The sequence below is a fragment of the Microcoleus sp. w2-18bC1 genome (assembly GCF_036700365.1).
GTDB lineage: Bacteria > Cyanobacteriota > Cyanobacteriia > Cyanobacteriales > Microcoleaceae > Microcoleus.
The window spans coordinates 15,009-34,231 of the sequence record NZ_JAUBOS010000031.1; the positions used below are offsets into that span (position 1 = coordinate 15,009).

The window sequence follows — 19,223 nt, forward strand, 5'->3', positions numbered from 1 at the left end:
GCGAATATCCAGAAGAGTTTAAGATTTAGCTGACAGCAGATTCTAACAATTTAATTGTACCAGAGTCAGCGTCGATTTCGACTTCTTGACCGATCGGCAAAGTGAACTGTTCCCGGATGTGTCCGACCATTGAACCATACCACGCGGGAATCTTCAAAGGGCGAATGTGGTCGGACAAGACTTGAGGTAAGGTTAGGGACTCTTGGGGTTTTTCAGCTTCGCACTTGGTACACTGTCCGAAAATAAAACCTGATATTTTATCAAGAATGCCCGCTAATTTAAGCTGCGTCAACATTCTATCGATGCGATAAACTTCTTCGCCAACTTCCTCGACAAACAAAATACTATTTTCCCACTGCGGTAAATATGCAGAACCCACCATTGCTGCGATTACTGATAAATTGCCGCCGATTAGTGTGCCCCTAGCTGTGCCACGCCCGATTGTTTGAACTTGCACACTTTTGGAGTTTTGCATCGTCACAGAACTTCCGTCAAACAAAACTTTTTTGACGTAATCTACTGTAAAGGGGCTCCAAGTTGACGCACCTAAAGGGCCGTGAAAAGTAACTCTATTAGTTTTAGCATAAATCGCCAATAACAGCGCCGTAATATCGCTAAATCCCATAATAATTTTGTGATTGTTGCCGATAATATTGTAATCTAGGAGGGGCAATATCCGAGCACAGCCCCAGCCGCCCATCCCGGTAAAAATAGCTCGCACTGAGTCATCGGCAAAGGCTGCGTTGACATCGGCGGCGCGATCGGCATCCTTGCCGGCTAAATAGCCGTAGCGATCGTAAAAATGCTCTCCCAATTTAACTTTTAAACCCAGCTTTTCCATAACTTTAAAAAATGGCTGCACTTCTTTTTCGTAGTTGAAAGCGGCAGGATTGATTAAAGCTACAGTATCGCCAACTTGCAGGCGGCGCGGCTTCACGATCGCATTTTTGGGAGATAGGTTGGTTTGCGCGATCCTATTCGAGGGCTTCGCTAACGGCAAAAGCTGAGTACCAACAGCAGTCAGCCCAAAAGTTGTCAGCAGAGCACGGCGGCGGAGAGTCATAGGTGTTATACCCTTGTTCGATTAAGTGAGGTACAGGTTGAGATTTTAGATTTTAGATTTTAGATTAGGGGATTGGGGGATTGAGGAATTGTTAATTCCTTGATGAATGGATCACGCGAACACTGTTATAGATGATTTTTGCTATAATTGTAAAGGAAAATTTCTGCAATATCAGTTGAAAATTGCCAGTTTCAAATGAAAACAGACACTAAAATCTCAGCTAAAAAATCCTGGGCTCAAGCTTTAGCCCGTCCGGCTGCGGAATTTCCGCTGACTCAGTTATCCGTTAAAAGCGGTAAAATTCCCGCAGGATTGCGCGGCACTCTCTATCGCAACGGGCCCGGACGTTTGGAACGCGGCGGTGTTGCTGCGGGACACTGGTTTGATGGCGACGGTGCAATTTTGGCAGTACATTTTACCGATGTCGGTGCTACGGCTGTTTATCGCTACGTGAAAACAGAGGGATATCTAGCTGAAGAAAAAGCTGATAAATTTCTCTACAGTAATTATGGCATGACAGCACCGGGCCCTGTGTGGTTGCGGTGGACTAAAACTGTTAAAAATGCTGCCAATACTTCTGTTTTAGCTTTGCCCGATCGCCTTTTGGCATTGTGGGAAGGTGGCCCGCCTCACCGCCTCGATTTGCAAACCCTGGAAACTCAGGGAACCGACGATTTAGGCAGTTTAGATAGTAAATTTGTTTATTCTGCTCACTGCAAGCGCGACCCGATTACTGGCAATATTTTCAACTTTGGAATTACCAACGGTGCGACTACAAAGTTGAATCTGTATAAAAGCGATTTTACTGGAAAAATCGTGCAACAATCAACAGTTGCTTTAGATGGAATTTACGCGCTCCACGATTTTGTTTTTGCGGAAAAGTATCTGATATTTTTTATCCCGCCGGTGCAAGTCAATTTTTTGCCATTGTTAACAGGAATTAGCAGTTATAGCGAGTCCTTTAAGTGGAAACCGGAGTTAGGTACTCAGATATTAGTTTTTGACTCAGAAACTCTCTCTTTAGTTAGTCGCGGCGAAACAGAACCTTGGTTCCAGTGGCATTTTGCTAACGGTTTTGTGAAGGAAGATGGTTCGGTGGCGGTAGATTTTGTGCGCTTCGCTGACTTTCAAACTAATCAGCGACTGAAAGAAGTACCGACTGGTGAAACTAGCACCGATGCGGAGGGTACTCTTTGCCGAGTGCATCTCAATCCTCTGACGGCGAAAGTGACAGGAATAGAAGAATTGTTGGATAAACCTTGTGAGTTTCCGATCGTACCTGCTGCCGAAGTAGGGCAAGACTCACGATATATCTATCTGGCAATGTATCGGCCTGACGTTGATATTGTACCGGAACGTTACGGTGCGATCGCCAGTTTCGACACGCAAAGCCGCAATCTCACAATTGCCGACTGTGGCGAAAATCGCTATCCTGCTGAGCCCATCTACGTTCCAGATATTTCCTCGGAAAGAGGTTGGATAGTAACAGTTATTTATGACGGCAATTCTGACAGCAGCGAAGTCTGGATATTTGACAGCGAAGGGCTTGATCGCGAACCTGTTTGCAAGCTAGAATTGCCCGGTGTCATACCTTTGGGCTTTCACGGCACTTGGAAATCGGCAGTCTGAGAAAATTGTAAAGAAGTGTTGCGGAAGATTTATTAAAAATTGTTGCCGCTTCTCTGTCAAGTTGTTAAGGTGTGTGTAGATAGGAAATTCTCATATCTAGGAGGTGTGGAATTGATAATCTGCATTGCTCAATTATCCTGTGCCAATTCGCACGAATCCCCGGCGATTGTAAGTCGCGGTTGCACAGGATATCGTCTGCCTCTGCGGACTAAAAAAAGAGGGGTAATTAAGCCCTGGCGAATAACCAATCCCGGCGAATATTCCCGGCCACTTTACTCGCCGCTACACAGGCAAAATCCGCCTTCACGGACTGAAGAAAGAGGGGTTCTCCAACCCCGGTAAATGACAAATTCGCGGATCACCAATCCCCGGCCAGTTTATTCGCGGCTACACAGGCTAAGTCCGCCTCCGCGAACTGAATAAAAGCGGTAATAAAGCCCGCTTGGCAAGGATTTCTGACTAGGTTTGCCCATCTCAGCTTTGTCTGCTGGCATGAGGTTAAAAGACCAGATAATTAACTGATTTCTGGCAAACCAAAAGTTTAGTTCAGCTCACGCGCACGTTAGCGATTCAAAAGTTTTTAGTTTTGAGTTAACCCCACAAGTAAATGAGGTCTATCGAAACAAGATAGCCTTTTCAACAATTATGAATTATGAGTTGTTACCGCCAAAACATTCAACTCATAACTAATAATTCACAACTCACAACTCATAACTCCGTGCCGCGGTGAGCATCTACCAAAAGGTTTAATCTATGCAACTTCAAGGAAAAACAGCTCTTGTTACAGGAGCTTCGCGCGGAATTGGGCGATCGATCGCCCTGGAATTAGCGAGACAAGGAGTCAAACGTTTGTTGATTGTGGCGCGCAACCGCCGGCAATTAATTGAACTGGCAGAGGAAATCGATGTTTTGGGCACAGAAGTAGTGCCGTTAGCTTTGGATTTAACTCAGTCAGTTGCGGTGAATATTGCGATCGCCCAAGCTTGGCGAGATTGCGGCCCGATTCACCTCCTAGTCAACTGTGCAGGCGTCGCCCACCAAGCATCTTTCTTGCGTTCGCCGCTGCCGTTAATCGAGGAAGAAATCGCCTTAAACTTGCTCGGAACCTACACAATTACCCGCTTGATAGCTCGGCGAATGGCGACTCAAAAAGAGGGAACAATCGTCAATGTTTCCAGCTTAATGGGCAAAATTGCCGCTCCCACAATGGCAACTTATTCTGCTACCAAGTTTGCCATTTTGGGATTCACCCAAGCTTTGCGTAGTGAGTTAACTCAGTACAATGTTCGAGTCACAGCTTTGCTGCCATCTCTAACAGATACCGACATGGTGCGAGACTTGGAGCAATTCCGCTGGGTAGTGCCCACAACTCCCGAAAAAGTTGCCCTAGCACTTGTCGCAGGATTGCAGAAAGATGCGCCGGAAATCTTGGTAGGATGGCAAAGTCATCTAGCAGTTTGGTGTCACCGAATTGCGCCTTGGTTGCTGGATTTTGTGTTGCGGATGGCGACTCCCGAACTTCGGGACAAATCGCGGGACCGGAAATTGCGGGAGGCTTTAGCTAGCGGGCGATAAACCCTTTTATGGGCGGGCTCTCCGGCCCACCCCACAAAAAAACTCATTCTTTGTGGAACGGGCAAGATGCCCGTTCCTAAGCGCACCTTACATTTGGCAAACACTTTAACCGTTAGTCATATCGTTTCCGGTTGCATCGGAATGATATAGAGGACACGGCAGTGCCCATAGGTGTCAACTTAAGACTCAAACCCTTGATCAATCTCGCTTTTAGCTTAGTCTAGATTCCCCTAAATCCCCCTTAAGAAGGGGGACTTTGAGAAGAATCTTGTCCCCCCCTTATTAAGGGGGGCTAGGGGGGATCGGATTCTATGCAACCTCATAAAAAATTGGTATAAATCCCCCTTAAGAAGGGGGACTTTGAGAAGAATCTTGTCCCCCCCTTTTTAAGGGGGGCTAGGGGGGATCTAAGTTTAATAGTCAAAAGCAGTCTGTGACTAGGTTTTACGTTAAGTTGACACCAATGAGATCACTCATCCTCATCAGAAAATAGCGACGGTAAATCCCGTTCTCCCCTCACCACCCTGATAATTTCAATTCCACTGTCTATCGCCCGATAAAGAATAATGTAATCCATGAGAGGAAGCCCCCGCACAGAAGCAGCTAGTTCCTCGTAACTACGACCCATATTAGGAAAGTTAATTAAATTGCGACACTTTCGATTGAACTCCTCGACAAACTGTTCTCCAGATTCAATATTTCTAGCTGCCAACTAATCCGAAATTTCATCTAAATCGATCCTCGCTTCTGGAGAAACAATGTAGCGACTCATCTTTAGTTCTCCCGCATTTTGCGAAATTTTTCCTGCAATCTTGCTATGACTATTTCTCCATCAATCCCTTCACCGCGATCGAGTTGAGCTATTCCTGTTGATACTTTTGGTCGCGTTTTTTCTACCCATTTGTGATAGCTGTTGCTCTCTTTGGGCTCGCTGTTGTCCGCTAAAAGTTCTAATGCCGCTGCGATTACCTCCTCCGCCGAAGGATATCTGCCACTTGTAACTTGTGCTTCTATGAATTTTTGCTGCTCAGGCTTGAGAGTAATTTTCATGGGGTTTACCTCTGAGAACCTTTAACTATTATATCATTTCCACTCCCCTTGCAAGGTAAAAGCCGCCCAATAGTAGGGAGATTTCCATTTTTCCTGCTGCATCATTTCAATCTGCGCCGCCCTCAAAGCTGCCGCCGGTGCTAACTTTTGTTGCACCATTTTCTGATAAAACTTTTGCATTAACACAGAAGTTCCCTCATCATCCACATTCCACAAACTCACCGCCACCCGCTGCGCCCCTGCATACATAAAACCCCTTGTTAATCCCACCATTCCTTCGCCTTTAACATTCTGTCCCATTCCCGATTGACAAGCACTTAAAACCACTAAATTTGCTGCCAGTTTCAAGTTAAAAATATCGGTGAGGCGCAAAAAACCATTGACAAGATTGCCCTTGTCATCTACCATCGACATCACAATTCCTGACAGTTCGGGATTTTTGCTGTTGGCAAGGCCGTGGGTGGCAAAGTGAACGATTTGATAATTAGCTAAACTGCCGTCGGTAGCCGTAGTGCGACTGGCATCAAAATCAAGTATTTGACTGCTAGAAGCTGAGGGGAATAAGCTGGATATTGTTTGGGCTTCTTGGCGGGTAAATGCGAGGCGTTCGGGCGGCCATTGCCGATTAGAAGCACGAAGCGATTGATTTAAACCGAGGTTATTTGCTTCTAATTTTTCTGTTGTTGCTTGGGTGATTTTTCCTTTGACTCTTTCATCATCTGGACTGAAAACAGGATCTGCTAAAATTGCTAAAGTTCGGCCAGGCGGTTTTCTATCTCCGTAATTTTGCCTGAGAATAGCGAGACTTGAGGCAGAAGGCAGAGTGATAATTTCATGTTCGACTATTAAGGGAACATTGGTATTTTGTCCGGCGGTTTGGGCAAGGGTTAAAGCTTGAAAAGGGGTATAGTGCAGAACGCCGTCGGGAACAATTAATAAGCGTTTGTTTCCTAATTGGGCTGCTGCGGTCTGTAAAATTACTTGACCCAGATTGGCACTCGATTGGGCAACTTGTTGGGGAATTTCTCTCTGGATTGGGCTAGTTATTGTCTCTAGGAAGTCTTTAGCTGCTGTTTCAATGTCAACCTGTTTTGGCAATTCATAGCTGGTTAGTCCTGTTGAGGTCACAACCCACAAATAACTGCGGTTTTTGCCGAGGGAATACTGCAATAAAATCGTGTTTTCATCGAGAACCTGTTGCTGAATTTCTGGGAGTGTTAAAGGTTGGGGTTGGGTGAGGGCAGCGTAGCGGGGGCTGGCGCTACGAATCTTTGTTTGAATTTGTTGATATTGTTCCAAAAGTGCGAGGCGCTGTTTGTCGATTTCAGCGATTTTAGTTTGATTGGGGTTGGGGAGGCTGATTGTTTCAATGCGCTGCTTTTCAATGGCTTCGAGTTGCTGTTGCAAGCTCTTTTCTTGTTGTTGCAGTAAATTGGGGTCAATGCCTTCCCGAATGTTGGCGTTACTTTCTTGGAGAAGTTCGAGGAGGCTGCGGGCCCTCGAACGTTCGCTGGCTTCTAAGGCTTTTGTATCATAACCGGATTTAGGATTAGTTTTATGCAGTTGCATTAACAAATCGATGTAGAGTTCGTAGTAGTTTTGTACTGTGGCAAAGTATGAGCTGCGGAGTTCAGGGCTGGCTATTTTGGTGCGGAGGTTTTCGATAATTTTGAGAGAGGATTCAATGTGATTGAGGCCTTCGGTAAGATTATTTTGGTCGCGTTTGACAGAAGCTATGTTGTAAAGGGTGAGAGCTTCCCCACCGCGATCACCTACGGCCCGTCTCAGGGGAAGCGACTGGCTGTAATACTCTAGCGCTTTCTGTTTTTCTCCCAAATCTGAGTAGACACCGCCGATATTGCCGAGGGTGTTAGCTTCCCCACCGCGATCGCCTACTGCCCGAAATAGGGGAAGCGACTGGCTGTAATACTCTAGCGCTTTCTGTTGTTCTCCCAATTCTGAGTAGGCTAAGCCGATGTTGTTTAGGGTGCGAGCTTCCCCACTGCGATCGCCTACTGCCCGACTCAGGGGAAGCGACTGGCTGTAATACTCTAGCGCTTTCTGTTGTTCTCCCAATTCTGAGTAGACTAAGCCGATATTGCCGAGGGTGGTAGCTTCCCCACTGCGATCACCTACTGCCCGAATTAGGGGAAGCGACTGACCCAAATACTCTAGCGTTTTCTGTTTCTCTCCCAAATCTGCGTAGACACTGCCGATGTTGTTGAGGGTGATAGCTTCCCCACGGCGATCGCCTATTGCCCGTCTCAGTGTCAGGGACTGGCTGTAATACTCTAGCGCTTTCTGTTTTTCTCCCAAATCATCGTAGACATTGCCGATGTTGTTGAGGGTGGTAGCTTCCCCCCCGCGATTCCCTACTGCCCGCGTCAGTGTCAGGGACTGGCTGTAATACTCTAGCGCTTTCTGTTTTTCTCCCAATTCTGAGTAAATACCGCCGATGTTGTTGAGGCTGCCAGCTTCCCCATCGCGATCGCCTGTTGCCCGTCTCAGTGTCAGGGACTGGGTGTAATACTCTAGCGCTTTCTGTTTTTCTCCCAAATCATCGTAGACAGTGCCGATGTTGTTGAGGGTGAGAGCTTCCTCCCCGCGATTCCCTACTGCCCGAAATAGGGGAAGTGACTGGCTGTAATACTCTAGCGCTTTCTGTTTTTCTCCTAAATTTGAGTAGACAGTGCCTATGTTGTTGAGGGTGAGAGCTTCCCCACGGCGATTGCCTACAGCCCGAAATAAAGGAAGTGACTGACTGTAATACTCTAGCGCTTTCTGTTTTTCTCCCAATTCTGAGTAGACATTGCCAATGTTGGTGAGGGTGACAGCTTCCTCACGGTGATCGCCGGTTGCCCGTGTCAGGGGAAGCGACTGGCTGTAATACTCTAGCGCTTTTTGTTTTTCTCCCAATTCTGAGTAGACTCTGCCGATGCCGGTGAGGGTGGTAGCTTCCCCTCGGCGATCGCCCGCTTCCCGATACAATTTTAATGCTATTTCAAATTTGACGATCGCACTTCTTTTTGCTTGGGCCGTTCCTTGATTGTAGAGTTGTACTCCTTCTTTGAAAGCTTTTTCAGCAGCGTCGCTACTGTTAGTTTGTGCTGTTTGTACGACTTTACCAACGGGCACGGCTGCTGCAACTGGCTGACTTAGCTGAACCGAAAGCGCGATCGACATACCAGCCAAAAACCATTGAGTGCGATCGAGCATAACCACCCTTTTTGTATTTTTGTCGATTTTACTCACTAGCTCGCTTAGTGTAAAGGCAGGAAGAAGTCAGGGCCGACAACCGGGGACGCGAGCAGTTCGAGGTCACTGAACTGCTCGATCGGATGTTTTGACATTCCGCCAAGTGGCGGAGTGTCGCTCACAACGCAAGAAGGGGATGTTACCGAGATGCTCGAACGATCATTTTTCTACGGCGATGCGTTGCTTTTTAGGGGTTTATAGCGCGTTTCCTGGCTTCTGATGCTTTGATATCATAACCCGAGTTAGGATTAGCTTGGTGCAGTTGCATTAACAGGTCTATGTAGAACTTGTAATAATTTTGTAGTTGGGACAAGTATGAGGTGCGAAGTTCTGGGCTAGTAATTTGGGCGCGGAGGTTTTCGATGATTTTGAGTGAGGATTCAATGTCATTGACGGCTTCGGTAAGATTGTTTTGGTGGCGTTTGACCTCAGCTATGTTGTAAAGGGTAGAAGCTTCTCGAACGCGATCACCTACCGCGCGACTTAGAGGAAGCGCTTGGCTGTAATAATCTAGCGCTTTCTGTTTTTCTCCTAACTCGGAGTAGACATTGCCGATGTTGTTGAGGGTAGTAACTTCCCCGCCGCGATGGCTTACTGCTCGAAACAGAGGAAGCGACTGGCTGTAATACTCTAGTGCTTTCTGTTTTTCTCCCAATTCTGCATAGATCCTGCCGCTGTTGTTGAGGGTCATAGCTTCCACAAACCGATTACCCAGAACCCTACTCAGAGAAAGCGACTGGCTGTAATACTCTAGTGCTTTCTGTTTTTCTCCCAATTGTGAGTAGGCCTCGCCGATGTTGCCGATGATCATAGCTTCCACAAACCGATTGCCCAGAGCCCTAATAAGAGGAAGCGACTGGTTGTAATACTCTAGTGCTTTCTGTTTTTCTCCTAAATCTGCATAAACTTGACCTATATTGTTGAGGGTGGCAGCTTCTCCAAAGCGATTGCCTATTGCTCGAAACAGGGGAAGCGATTGGCTGTAATACTCTAGTGCTTTCTGTTTTTCTCCCGAAGCATTGTAGACAAGACCAATGTTGTTGAATGTGCCAGCTTCCCCAGAGCGATCACCGAGAGCTCGATACAGGGAAAGCGCCTGGTTGTAATGCTCTAGTGCTTTCTGTTTTTCTCCCAAATCTGAATAGACTAGGCCCATACCAGTGAGGGTGTTAGCTTCTAATAAGCGCTCACCGATAGCTCGACCCAGAGGTAAGGATTGGTGGTAATACTCTAGCGCTCTCTGTTTTTCTCCCAATTCTGAGTAGGCTTGACCAATGTTGTTGAGGGTGACAGCTTCCCGAGAGCGATTGCCCGCTTCTCGATACAGCTTTAATGCTTGTTCAAACTTGACGATCGCACTTCTTTTGGCTTCCGCCGTTCCTTGTTTGTAGAGTTCCTCTGCTTCAAAATGCACTTTTTGAGCAGCCTCGCTACTGTTAGTTTGTGCTATTTGTACGGTTTTACCAACTGACACGGCTGCTGCCACTGGCTGACTTAACTGAACCGAAAGTGCGATCGACATACCAGCCAAAAAGCATTGAGTGCGATCGAGCATAACCACCCTTTTTGTATTTTTGTCAATCTTAATCACTAGCCCGCTTAGTGTAAAGGCAGGAAGAAGTCAGGGCGATCGGCATTTTTGCTAGAGTTAACGAGTAGTGCGATTCCCTGCCGCATAGCTACGCCGCGCGTACTTTTTCCCAGCATGAACAACATCCTAACTACCCCCGATCCTGTAACAACCCACTGGGATTGCCCCGAATGCGGCGGCACCGGTACCCTCAGCCCAGAAATTTGCCCTGTTTGTCTCGGAGCAAAATACATCGATCTCGCTACAATAACGAACTGGATGCTTGATTTTATGGAATCTCGCGGCTGCGATCGAGCTGAGATCGATCGATTGCGAACCGAAAGCCCAGACCCCCTAACATTAACTTTTTGCCTCGAAGTTTGTATCGCCCTGAAATAAACAAGGATATCAAGTCTGCTTAATTGCTTATAAATCATTTACGGGCATCGGGCATTGGGCATCGGGCATGGTCGGAAAAAAACGCACTCTACAAGTTGATTTAACTTATATCTTGCACCATTCTCAATTAGCCTTTTAGGAACAGGCATCTTGCCTGTTCCACAAGAAAATCTACTCTTTGTGGAACAGGCAAGATGCCTGTTCTTGAGAATGGTGCAAGATGTGAGTTTAACAGAAACGAAATAATGCTCAATTCCCAATTACCAATGCCCTATTCCCAATATTCAGTGTCCCTTAACTGGATGTTGCCCGTAAAAAGGCAAAGCCTCCGACCAATCAGGACGACTTCCCATTTTCCACTCCAAATAAGCCAATTCCAACACGCTAGAAACCGACCAACCCAACTCGCTGCCAACTTCAATTAACTGATAAGAATTCCCCCAATTATCCAACTTTTCTTGCCAAGATTCAGGAGTCATCACCGTCTCAGGAAACAACTCAGTTAAACCAGAATCTTTGTTAACTGAATAAACCGCCCCAAACAATTGTCCCCGCTGTGCAGGCATTTGCAGCGCAATATCCTCTCTCAAAAGCCCCCCCTTAGCAAGGGGGGGTTGGGGGGGTTCCGCCCAAGCCACAGCCGCCAAAGTTGAAATCGCAAAAACTGGAATATCGAACTGTTGAGCCAAAGTCCGCGCCGTCACCATACCCATCCGAGTCCCCGTGAAACCTCCGGGCCCCTTCGCCACAGCAATAAAAGCCAAATCCCGCCAAGTTTGCGGCTGAATAAACTCGACTAAATACTGATGCAAATGAGTTGCTAAATCGCGATCCAAATTCCAAGTTTGGCAGCGAGAATCCCCGGCAAAATTGCTGATGGCTAAACCGAGTTCGCGACTAGCTGTGTGCAGGGCTAAGCCGTATTTTTTAACTGATGTTCCGTCTTGTGGATTGCTATTCACGATTACTGATAATTTTCCTTAACAAAAAACAGCGGCAAAGCCACAACTAAGCAACCCAAAAGAATGCCAAATATTCCCGTATTTAAAATCCTAGAATTACCCATGCCCCCAGTCATCAAAAACAGCACTACTAAACTTGCAAATAAATTTTTATTGGCAAATTCTTTGTGTTGGGAAACTTGATGCTTGACGGCCATAAAACCCGAAGAAACTATTAGCGCGAACCACGAATTAAAAATGACTATTTGAGAGCCAAAGATAAACCAAACTAAGGCAAACATTAGCGCATCTAGCCAAAAATCCTGAGTTTTCAACTTCGGCAGCCAAAATTCTTGGGTAGTAACAGAGGCGGCTTTCTTTAGTAATTGATTGTGTTGCAGCCGCACCAGTTTGTTTCTCAATTTAATCTTGGGATCGATTTGCAATATTTGCTTCCACTCCGGGCGGCGAGAATTGTTGAGTCTTCCCAACAGCTTCACGGCTGCGACTTTATTTAACTGCAAATCGGTGAGTCTGGTGGCAATTATTTGAGATAAGTGCGGATAGTAAACGGGGTTGTCTTCGGTTCTGTTGATGACGATATTGAGCTGTTGCTTGGCTTGACTGACTTGGATTGTAACATTGTACGGGGCGAGATCCTCTTGTAAAGCTTGCTGAATTTCGGCTTGCTGTTGGCGAGTGAAAAGCGACACACCGGGCGCAGGTGTAACCACCCGTTCTGCGGGCGTTTCCGGCGCGTCTAGCACGGGCTGTGCGTCTAAATACACCGGTTTGGGGTTCAAGTGCCGGATGACTGCTGATGCTGAACTGTAGCGCCGATTGGTGGCACTTTGAAGCATGGTGTCGAGGATGCGGCCGAAATCATCGCTAACAGCAGTTTTCAAATAATTTCGCCAAGCCCAAGAATCCTCTGTACTGTCGAACAAGTCGAAGGGAGGAATTTCAGTCAGCAAGTGAATGCAGGTAACGCCCAAACTGTAGATATCGCTGGCAAAAACTGCTTTCCCCATCAATTGTTCTGGGGCTGTATAAGCAGCACTGCCGATGATTGTACCAGTTTGCGGCAACCCGGTTGCTGTTACCTTCTTAGCTGCACCAAAGTCTACTAAAACAATATCTTTTTGGAAAGGAGAGGGTTGATAGGAATTTTCTAAGGCGGGTAAAGGGGCTGGAGTTAGCCGGCGGCGAATGATATTTTCGGGTTTGATATCGCGGTGAATGACTTTGGATTTGTGGACGAAGTGGAGCACTGGCAATAAATCGTTGAGGATTTGCCGAATTTGAGTTTCCGTGAATGCTCCTTTTTGTTCTAATTCTCTGGCTAGGTTTTTACCGTCTATAAATTCTTGTACTAAATACTGTCTCCCGTCTTGTTCAAAATGCGCGATTAATTCTGGAATCTGGGGATGTTTTCCCAACGTTTCTAGCTGGGCTGCTTCTTGGTGAAATAGTTGAGCGGCTTTTTCGGCTGCGGTATTTTGCTGCAAAAATTGCTTGATTACGCACTGCGAAAAAATCAGGGGTTTGGTTTCATCAACTGCTAGAAATGTTCGGCCAAAGCCTCCTTGCCCGATCGGCTTTATGGTTCGATAGCGAGATGCTGAGGGCGTTTCTGCGTCAAGAGTTAACAACAATTTTGAGCCGCAACTTTGGCACAATTCTGCATCACCTGGGTTTTGCGGATTCTGACAAGTTGGGTTTAAGCAATAGCACATTGGATTTTAGATTTTAGATTTTAGATTTTAGATTTTTAATTGGGAATTGGGAATGGGGAATTGGGAATTGGGAATTGAGAATGGGGCATCGGGAATTGGTTATTGGTTATTGGTTATTGGTTGTTATCGCCAACCACTCACAAAAAAACTATAAAAAACAACAAATAGCAACCAAAAACCAACAAATAACTAATAACTAATGACTAATGACTACTGACTAATGACTACTGACTACTGACTACTGACTACTGACTACTGACTAATGACTAATGACTAATGACTTCTTCCTTAAGTCGGGACGAGTTCGCCAGGCCGCAATTTTGCCCATTTGCCGGTCTCTTGCTTGAAACTCTGACACCCAACTACATCCCATTCCATTTCAATTTCGTCTTGGCGGGGGCGGATGTTGACGTTGATGGTGGGTTCTACGGGGTCGAAATCGGGTGTTTCGGTAAGGTGAAGCTGTTCGTGCTGTTCTTCTACGGCGTGGTAGGTGAAGCAGCGGTCTACATAGTGGCAGTTAATACAAATACACATTCTTGATATCCTCTGTGCATTTCAAAAAGATTGGTGAAATTTGAGCTTTCTGTTAATCTAGCGTAGCAAGAGTTTAATTGTTTGTAAGGAAAGTAGATTTTTGTTGCGATGCCGATTAATTTGCCCTCTTCATTATCTCCTGATTCTTGGCCGTTTGATTTGGAACTGCTGACACCGCCTGCTTATTTGGTGGGCGGTGCGGTGCGGGATGCGTTGCTGGGGAGGCGATCGCACTATTTTGATTTAGATTTCGTTATGCTAACACGGGCCGTGAAGACTGCTCGAAAAATTGCCGATCGCACGAAAGGTGGATTTGTCTTGTTGGATGCGGAACGCCAAATTGCACGGGTTGTATTTGCGGGCGGTACGGTGGATTTGGCGCAGGCGGAAGGGGGGAGTCTGGAGGGGGATTTGCGGCGCCGGGATTTTCGGATAAATGCGATCGCGTGCAATCCTTTTACAGGAGAAATCATCGATCCTTTGGACGGTCAAACTGATTTGCGGTTGGGTTTGCTGCGGATGGTTTCGCGGTCAAATTTGGAGGACGATCCGCTAAGGTTATTAAGAGCTTACCGCCAAGCGGCGCAGTTGGGTTTTGCGATCGAACCTGAAACTCAATCTGCGATTCGGGAATTGGCGCCGCTGTTGAGTCGGGTAGCGGTGGAACGGGTGCGGACGGAATTAGGTTATTTGTTGAGCAATCCAGAGGGTGTTCCTTGGATTTGTCGCGGTTGCGAAGACGGTTTGTTTTCGATTTGGTTTGAAAGTGCGATCGACCGTTTTGATATTTTGACAAAAATTGATGCGTCTGCTGCCAAGTTAGCGGCAATTTATCCAGATTTGGGGAGAGAATTTTCGCGATCGATTCGAGATACGATTAAAACGCCGTTGTTGGCGGTTGCGAAGTTGGCTATTTTGGCCGATTCCGACCCGACAATTGCTGAAACCCAGTTGCTGCGGTTGAAGTACAGCAATGCAGAGATTAAAAGTGCGATCGGGCTTTTGAAATACTTGCCAAAATTGCAAGCAAAACCTATCGTGGAAATGTCTTTGCGAGATCAGTATTTTTTGTTTCGGGATGTAGGAATAGTATTTCCAGTTTTAGCGGTTTTGGCAGTGGCTGCGGGAGTTGCGGTTGAGGATATTTCACTGTTAATTAATCGCTATCTGGATGCTGATGATATTATTGCTCATCCCACACAATTAGTTAGCGGCAATGATTTAATGGAATATTTAAATTTGCCGAGAAGTCCGCGCATCGGTCAATTTTTAATGGAGATTCAATTAGCGCGGGTGGAGGGGAGAATTGCGACTCGCGAAGATGCGCTGAAATTGGCTGCAGAATTGGTTGATCAGTCAGTTTAAATTGATAAATTTCAGAAATTAGAACGGGCAAGATGCCCGTTCCACAAAATTCAACTTTCCCGTGGGGTTGGCTTCTAGCCCGCCCTAAAAAGTTAGTTTACAATGCTAAAAAATCAGAATCTTAAACAAGATTTTTTAATTCTTCCGGCAATTCAAACTTGCCATCTGCACCCGCTTCAAACTCAACAACTTTCAACACAGCATCAACATTCAGCGGCCCGTAAATGTGTGGATAAAAATCTCCCGCAGCAGGTTCATACTTAACTTCTGCTTCCACTTTTTCCAAGTCAATCCACAACAACAGCAATCCTGTTTGTCCAGCAAAAAATTTGTTGGAAGTTCTAACAACTTGTGGCAGAGTCGAACAGTGGATAAATCCTTCAGTATCTAGCGTATCGCCGCGATAGGATTGAACTTGTTTTGCTTCTTCCCACTGTTGGCGGCGGGTGATGTGAAAGATAACGCTCATAATTGAATAAGTTTTAGGTTTAATCGACAATTGGCAGCAAAATTTGAGAGGGACAATTCCCGCCACAACTTACTGTCAGCGTGATAATTTTAGCATCGATCGTCCGCGCTTCACCGGGAGGCGCACCCGTTCCCGGATTCACGTCGTAAGCGGGGAAACAAGCAGCACTCAAACTCAGACGCAACGCATTACCTTTACCAATTTGCATACAAGTGGATTGCAGCACAATTATTACAGGTGTTTCACCTGAATTCACCCGCACGTAACCTTGAGTAAAATTGTAGACACTGCCGCTATCTTTGACCTCAGAAAGTATGGCACACAAATCAAAACTCGGCGCATCGGCGGTACAAAATACTTCTAAAAGTATATCTCCAGCTAAGTGCAAATCGGCTGTTAGCGGTGCCGAAGTGTATGTTAAAACATCGGTACGGCAGTCAATAGTCGATCGCTCCATCGCACCTGCAGGAAATGCAGCGTGACCTCCCAAGGATGGCACCGGCCGCCAAGGGTCATGTACGAATATATCATCAGTGCAAACATCCGGGCAAAAATCTGTTAAAATACCCGCATCTTCTCTCATCGCGGCAAGTCCGGTACTTGCTAAAAAATAAGATTTATGATTATTATTAGGCCATTTATCAAATTTCCGCCAATCATTCCTCCCCATCTCAAATAGCGAAATCGGCTCATCGTCTAATATTCCTGTATCAACTCCTTTGAGAAAGCGATCGAACCAGCGAATTTGCAGCTCATCCACAGGATTTGAAGCTGCAAAACCATAATCCAACGCTCCAACTTTTCGCCCCCAAGGTAAATGCGCCCAAGGGCCAATTATCAAATGCTGCGGACAGGAACTCCGGCTCACCATTTCCTTGTAAAGATGGATTGTTCCCCGCAAATAAGTATCAAACCAACCGCCAACGTGCAGCATTGGCAAGTCTAAATCTTTGATGTTTGGCGATAACTTTTCCCAATACTCGCTCGGTCGATAATTATCCAACCAATCGTGATAATATGAGTCTGGGGCAAGATTTTTAATGATCTCAGGACGCGCGGGCACGGTATCGTATAGCGGGAGATTTCTCGAAGCTGCATAAAAGGCTTGATAGGCAGAAATATCGGCTTTTAAGCGAGCGGTTTCTGCGGCTAGCTGAATTGCCCAGCCAAGATTTGATTGCAGACAAAACGCGCCGCCTTCATAGGCCCAATCTGCGTATAAATTGCAGCCTACCATTGCCGGACAAATTGTGATTAATGCGATCGGTTTAGCCGCCGCCGCGTAGAGTTGAGTCATGCCTTGGTAGGAAAAACCGTACATTCCGACTTTGCCGTTACTTCCCGGCAAATTAGCTGCCCAATTGACGGTATCAAAACCGTCTTGTGTTTCGCTAACAAATAGGTTAAATTCGCCTTCGGAAGTGCCGCGTCCCCGCACGTCTTGGATGACAACGATGTAGCCGTGTTTGGCGTACCATGCGGGATGAGAATATACTACTGTAGAGGCGATCGCCCTTCCGTAAGGTTGCCGCATTAATAATACTGGAAATTCACCCTCCGCATCGGGGCGGTAGATGTCAGCATCTAAACGAACCCCATCTTTAGTTAGCATAGACGCTGTTTCTTTCGGACAAAGTTTCAGCATAAATCCTAAAAAACATCAACTAAAAAAGTTCTGATAAAGGACTCAAGTCCTTACTACAAACCTGATGATTGTTCGTCGGGACACGGCACTGCTCATTGGTGTCAAATTAACGTACAACCCATAGTCCGGCAGGGGTTGAAACCCCTGCCTCAAAGCTAAAGTCGTCTTAAGAGGACTAAGAAAAACACTTTTCAACTCATTAGTCCTCTTGAGAGGACTTTAGCTATTAGACAGGGACTTCAGTCCCTGGCGGAATGGCGGGTGCGCGGGAGGACTGGCGGACTGATAGCTTAAGTTGACACGCTTTGGGCACTGCCATGTCCTGTATTTCATCCAATTAAAAACTGCTATAAGCTGTTTTACATTTAAACTGTGTGTCAAAAATCCATAAAACTCTTGTGGGACGGGCTTCTAGCCTGTCCCGAATTTTCAATTTAAATGCGTAACAGCTTACTACAAACCTAACATGGTACGAGTACATCCGATCGCCCAAGAACTCTCATATCTTCCTCATCGAGTTCGACTGGTGTACCGCTGCGAATTAGTTCCACAAAATCCTCATTTGGCACCATGATGCACAAAGCGTACAAACGTTCACTGCCCGTATTTTCAATTACGTGAGTGCCCATTGGAGGCACTAACAAACTATCTCCCGGTTGAATACTAACTGTTTTGCCGTCGCAGGTTGCTTGCCCAGTTCCTTTGAGTACGAAAAACATTTCTACTGCAAATTGATGGCGGTTGGGAGGAGTTTTGCCGCCCACATCGAAAATCTCCACGCAAACTGTTAATGAAACATTAGCTATTACCGGATCGAAGACGATAGCTAATCTATTAGTATCGCCCGGACTGATGCGAAATGCTTGGTAGTCTTTGGGAGACTTTATAACAGGAATCATGCAGTGGTTTGTCATTTTTTTATGGTTAGTTGTCAGTGGTTATGTTTCTGCTGTCATTAGTGGTAAATCCAGAGTCATTAGTCCGCCGTTCAACCTCCAAAGTTTATGGATTTCACAGGAGAGTTCGCTGTCAGAGCAGGAAGCAAGATATAGGCTTTGCTATGCAGGACTCTCGCACTCCTCAAAAACGCTTTTTATACTCCAGAGAGATACTCCCCTGATGACTGCTATTTAATTGCTTCTAACATAGCCTGAGAATCCGACAAAAAACCAAAACATTGTTTAACGTTATAAAGAGTAGCTTGCCAGCAATACTCTGGAGATGTCGTAGCTGTACAATCTTTGACTAAAATACAATCGTAACCGAGAAAATTAGCATCTTGCAGCGTAGCCATGACGCACTGATCGGCGTTTACTCCTCCAAAGAAAAGTGTAGTTCTGCCGAGGTTCCGCAAGATACTATCTAAAGGAGTATCCCAAAAGCCGCTCATCCGATATTTATCAACGCAAATATCCTCCGATTTGGGTTTTAATTCATCGACAACCTGCGCCGCCCAACTCCCTGCCATCAGTACAGGTGCGTTGTTTTTTGGCAGCGGATCTCCCAAACCTACGCCGGATCCTGTGGGATTGTAAACGTGACGGGAAGCTGCACTAATATTGAGCAAATCGGGGCGGTTCCCCCAGTTTATCCAAATAATTGGTACTGCGTGCGATCGCAATTTTGGCAGTAAATTTGTTAAAGGATTAATTGGAGTTCTGGCGGGCGTTACATCTACGCCAATATGTGCTAGCCAACCGTCGGGATGACAGAAATCATTTTGCATATCTATCACTAACATTGCTGCTTTTGCTAAGTCCAAACGCAGGGTTTTAGTTTCTGTTTCCAGGGTAACAGGTTGAGGCGCGATCGGCGATCGGGTGATATCAGCAATTTTGGCATCAACTTTCCAAGCATTCGGCGGTACGCCCAAGGTGCGGAGAGAATCAGGATTCATATAGATTGTGACTCAAAAACAATTTCAATCTTATAACTATGTGATGGTTACTAAGTTGTCATATCTTAAATCTTTGCTATAATTAAGTATCC

The 19,223-nt window shown here is 46.0% G+C and carries 16 protein-coding genes; 4 read left to right on the forward strand and 12 right to left on the reverse strand.

Going from position 1 to position 19,223, the window contains the following annotated elements; all coding sequences use genetic code 11:
• Nucleotides 1–25 precede the first annotated feature (25 nt).
• Complete coding sequence (locus tag QT979_RS17055; protein WP_333215311.1) at nucleotides 26–1,063, reverse strand: LD-carboxypeptidase; 1,038 nt, start codon at nucleotides 1,061–1,063, stop codon at nucleotides 26–28.
• 195 nt (nucleotides 1,064–1,258) lie between these two features.
• On the opposite strand from QT979_RS17055, the gene QT979_RS17060 reads away from it, so the two are divergent.
• On the forward strand, nucleotides 1,259–2,692 hold the full coding sequence (locus QT979_RS17060) for a carotenoid oxygenase family protein (protein ID WP_333311152.1): 1,434 nt from the start codon (nucleotides 1,259–1,261) through the stop codon (nucleotides 2,690–2,692).
• A gap of 753 nt (nucleotides 2,693–3,445) precedes the next feature.
• Nucleotides 3,446–4,267, forward strand: coding sequence for an SDR family NAD(P)-dependent oxidoreductase (locus tag QT979_RS17065; protein ID WP_333215316.1), 822 nt, complete (start codon nucleotides 3,446–3,448; stop codon nucleotides 4,265–4,267).
• A 469-nt stretch (nucleotides 4,268–4,736) separates the two neighbouring features.
• Here the strand turns inward: QT979_RS17065 and QT979_RS17070 are convergent, their stop codons facing one another.
• The 4 genes from QT979_RS17070 to QT979_RS17085 all read right to left on the reverse strand — a co-directional run bounded on the left by QT979_RS17070 (nucleotide 4,737) and on the right by QT979_RS17085 (nucleotide 10,127).
• Nucleotides 4,737–4,979, reverse strand: a complete 243-nt coding sequence (locus QT979_RS17070) for a type II toxin-antitoxin system RelE/ParE family toxin (protein WP_333311153.1) — start codon at nucleotides 4,977–4,979, stop codon at nucleotides 4,737–4,739.
• Nucleotides 4,980–5,041: 62 nt separating this feature from the next.
• Nucleotides 5,042–5,317, reverse strand: coding sequence for a type II toxin-antitoxin system ParD family antitoxin (locus QT979_RS17075; protein ID WP_333215320.1), 276 nt, complete (start codon nucleotides 5,315–5,317; stop codon nucleotides 5,042–5,044).
• Between the two features lie 33 nt (nucleotides 5,318–5,350).
• Complete coding sequence (locus QT979_RS17080; RefSeq protein WP_333311154.1) at nucleotides 5,351–8,533, reverse strand: CHAT domain-containing tetratricopeptide repeat protein; 3,183 nt, start codon at nucleotides 8,531–8,533, stop codon at nucleotides 5,351–5,353.
• Between the two features lie 226 nt (nucleotides 8,534–8,759).
• Nucleotides 8,760–10,127 carry a tetratricopeptide repeat protein gene (locus tag QT979_RS17085; RefSeq protein WP_333311155.1) on the reverse strand — a complete coding sequence of 456 codons (1,368 nt, stop codon included), beginning with the start codon at nucleotides 10,125–10,127 and terminating at the stop codon, nucleotides 8,760–8,762.
• A gap of 84 nt (nucleotides 10,128–10,211) precedes the next feature.
• Here QT979_RS17085 and QT979_RS17090 point away from each other — a divergent pair, with 84 nt between their 5' ends.
• Complete coding sequence (locus tag QT979_RS17090) at nucleotides 10,212–10,541, forward strand: hypothetical protein (RefSeq protein WP_333311156.1); 330 nt, start codon at nucleotides 10,212–10,214, stop codon at nucleotides 10,539–10,541.
• A gap of 284 nt (nucleotides 10,542–10,825) precedes the next feature.
• Here the strand turns inward: QT979_RS17090 and tsaB are convergent, their stop codons facing one another.
• From tsaB to QT979_RS17105, 3 genes are all read right to left on the reverse strand, one after another.
• A complete protein-coding gene (tsaB, locus tag QT979_RS17095; protein WP_333311157.1) occupies nucleotides 10,826–11,503 on the reverse strand; it encodes a tRNA (adenosine(37)-N6)-threonylcarbamoyltransferase complex dimerization subunit type 1 TsaB in 678 nt (225 codons plus the stop codon).
• Between the two features lie 2 nt (nucleotides 11,504–11,505).
• On the reverse strand, nucleotides 11,506–13,218 hold the full coding sequence (locus QT979_RS17100) for a serine/threonine-protein kinase (RefSeq protein ID WP_333311158.1): 1,713 nt from the start codon (nucleotides 13,216–13,218) through the stop codon (nucleotides 11,506–11,508).
• A gap of 288 nt (nucleotides 13,219–13,506) precedes the next feature.
• Nucleotides 13,507–13,755 (reverse strand): Ycf34 family protein, encoded by a 249-nt coding sequence (locus QT979_RS17105; RefSeq protein WP_006632635.1) that lies wholly within the window; start codon nucleotides 13,753–13,755, stop codon nucleotides 13,507–13,509.
• Nucleotides 13,756–13,863: 108 nt separating this feature from the next.
• On the opposite strand from QT979_RS17105, the gene QT979_RS17110 reads away from it, so the two are divergent.
• Nucleotides 13,864–15,120 carry a CCA tRNA nucleotidyltransferase gene (locus QT979_RS17110; RefSeq protein ID WP_333311159.1) on the forward strand — a complete coding sequence of 419 codons (1,257 nt, stop codon included), beginning with the start codon at nucleotides 13,864–13,866 and terminating at the stop codon, nucleotides 15,118–15,120.
• Nucleotides 15,121–15,241: 121 nt separating this feature from the next.
• On the opposite strand, the gene QT979_RS17115 is transcribed toward QT979_RS17110, so the two are convergent.
• The 4 genes from QT979_RS17115 to QT979_RS17130 all read right to left on the reverse strand — a co-directional run bounded on the left by QT979_RS17115 (nucleotide 15,242) and on the right by QT979_RS17130 (nucleotide 19,131).
• Nucleotides 15,242–15,589: a DUF952 domain-containing protein gene (locus QT979_RS17115; protein WP_333311160.1), complete on the reverse strand. Its 348-nt coding sequence runs from the start codon at nucleotides 15,587–15,589 to the stop codon at nucleotides 15,242–15,244.
• 19 nt (nucleotides 15,590–15,608) lie between these two features.
• Nucleotides 15,609–17,201, reverse strand: a complete 1,593-nt coding sequence (locus tag QT979_RS17120) for a CocE/NonD family hydrolase (protein WP_333311161.1) — start codon at nucleotides 17,199–17,201, stop codon at nucleotides 15,609–15,611.
• Nucleotides 17,202–17,695: 494 nt separating this feature from the next.
• Nucleotides 17,696–18,133 (reverse strand): cupin domain-containing protein, encoded by a 438-nt coding sequence (locus tag QT979_RS17125; RefSeq protein ID WP_333311162.1) that lies wholly within the window; start codon nucleotides 18,131–18,133, stop codon nucleotides 17,696–17,698.
• A gap of 227 nt (nucleotides 18,134–18,360) precedes the next feature.
• Nucleotides 18,361–19,131, reverse strand: coding sequence for a cysteine hydrolase family protein (locus tag QT979_RS17130; RefSeq protein WP_333311163.1), 771 nt, complete (start codon nucleotides 19,129–19,131; stop codon nucleotides 18,361–18,363).
• Nucleotides 19,132–19,223 lie beyond the last annotated feature (92 nt).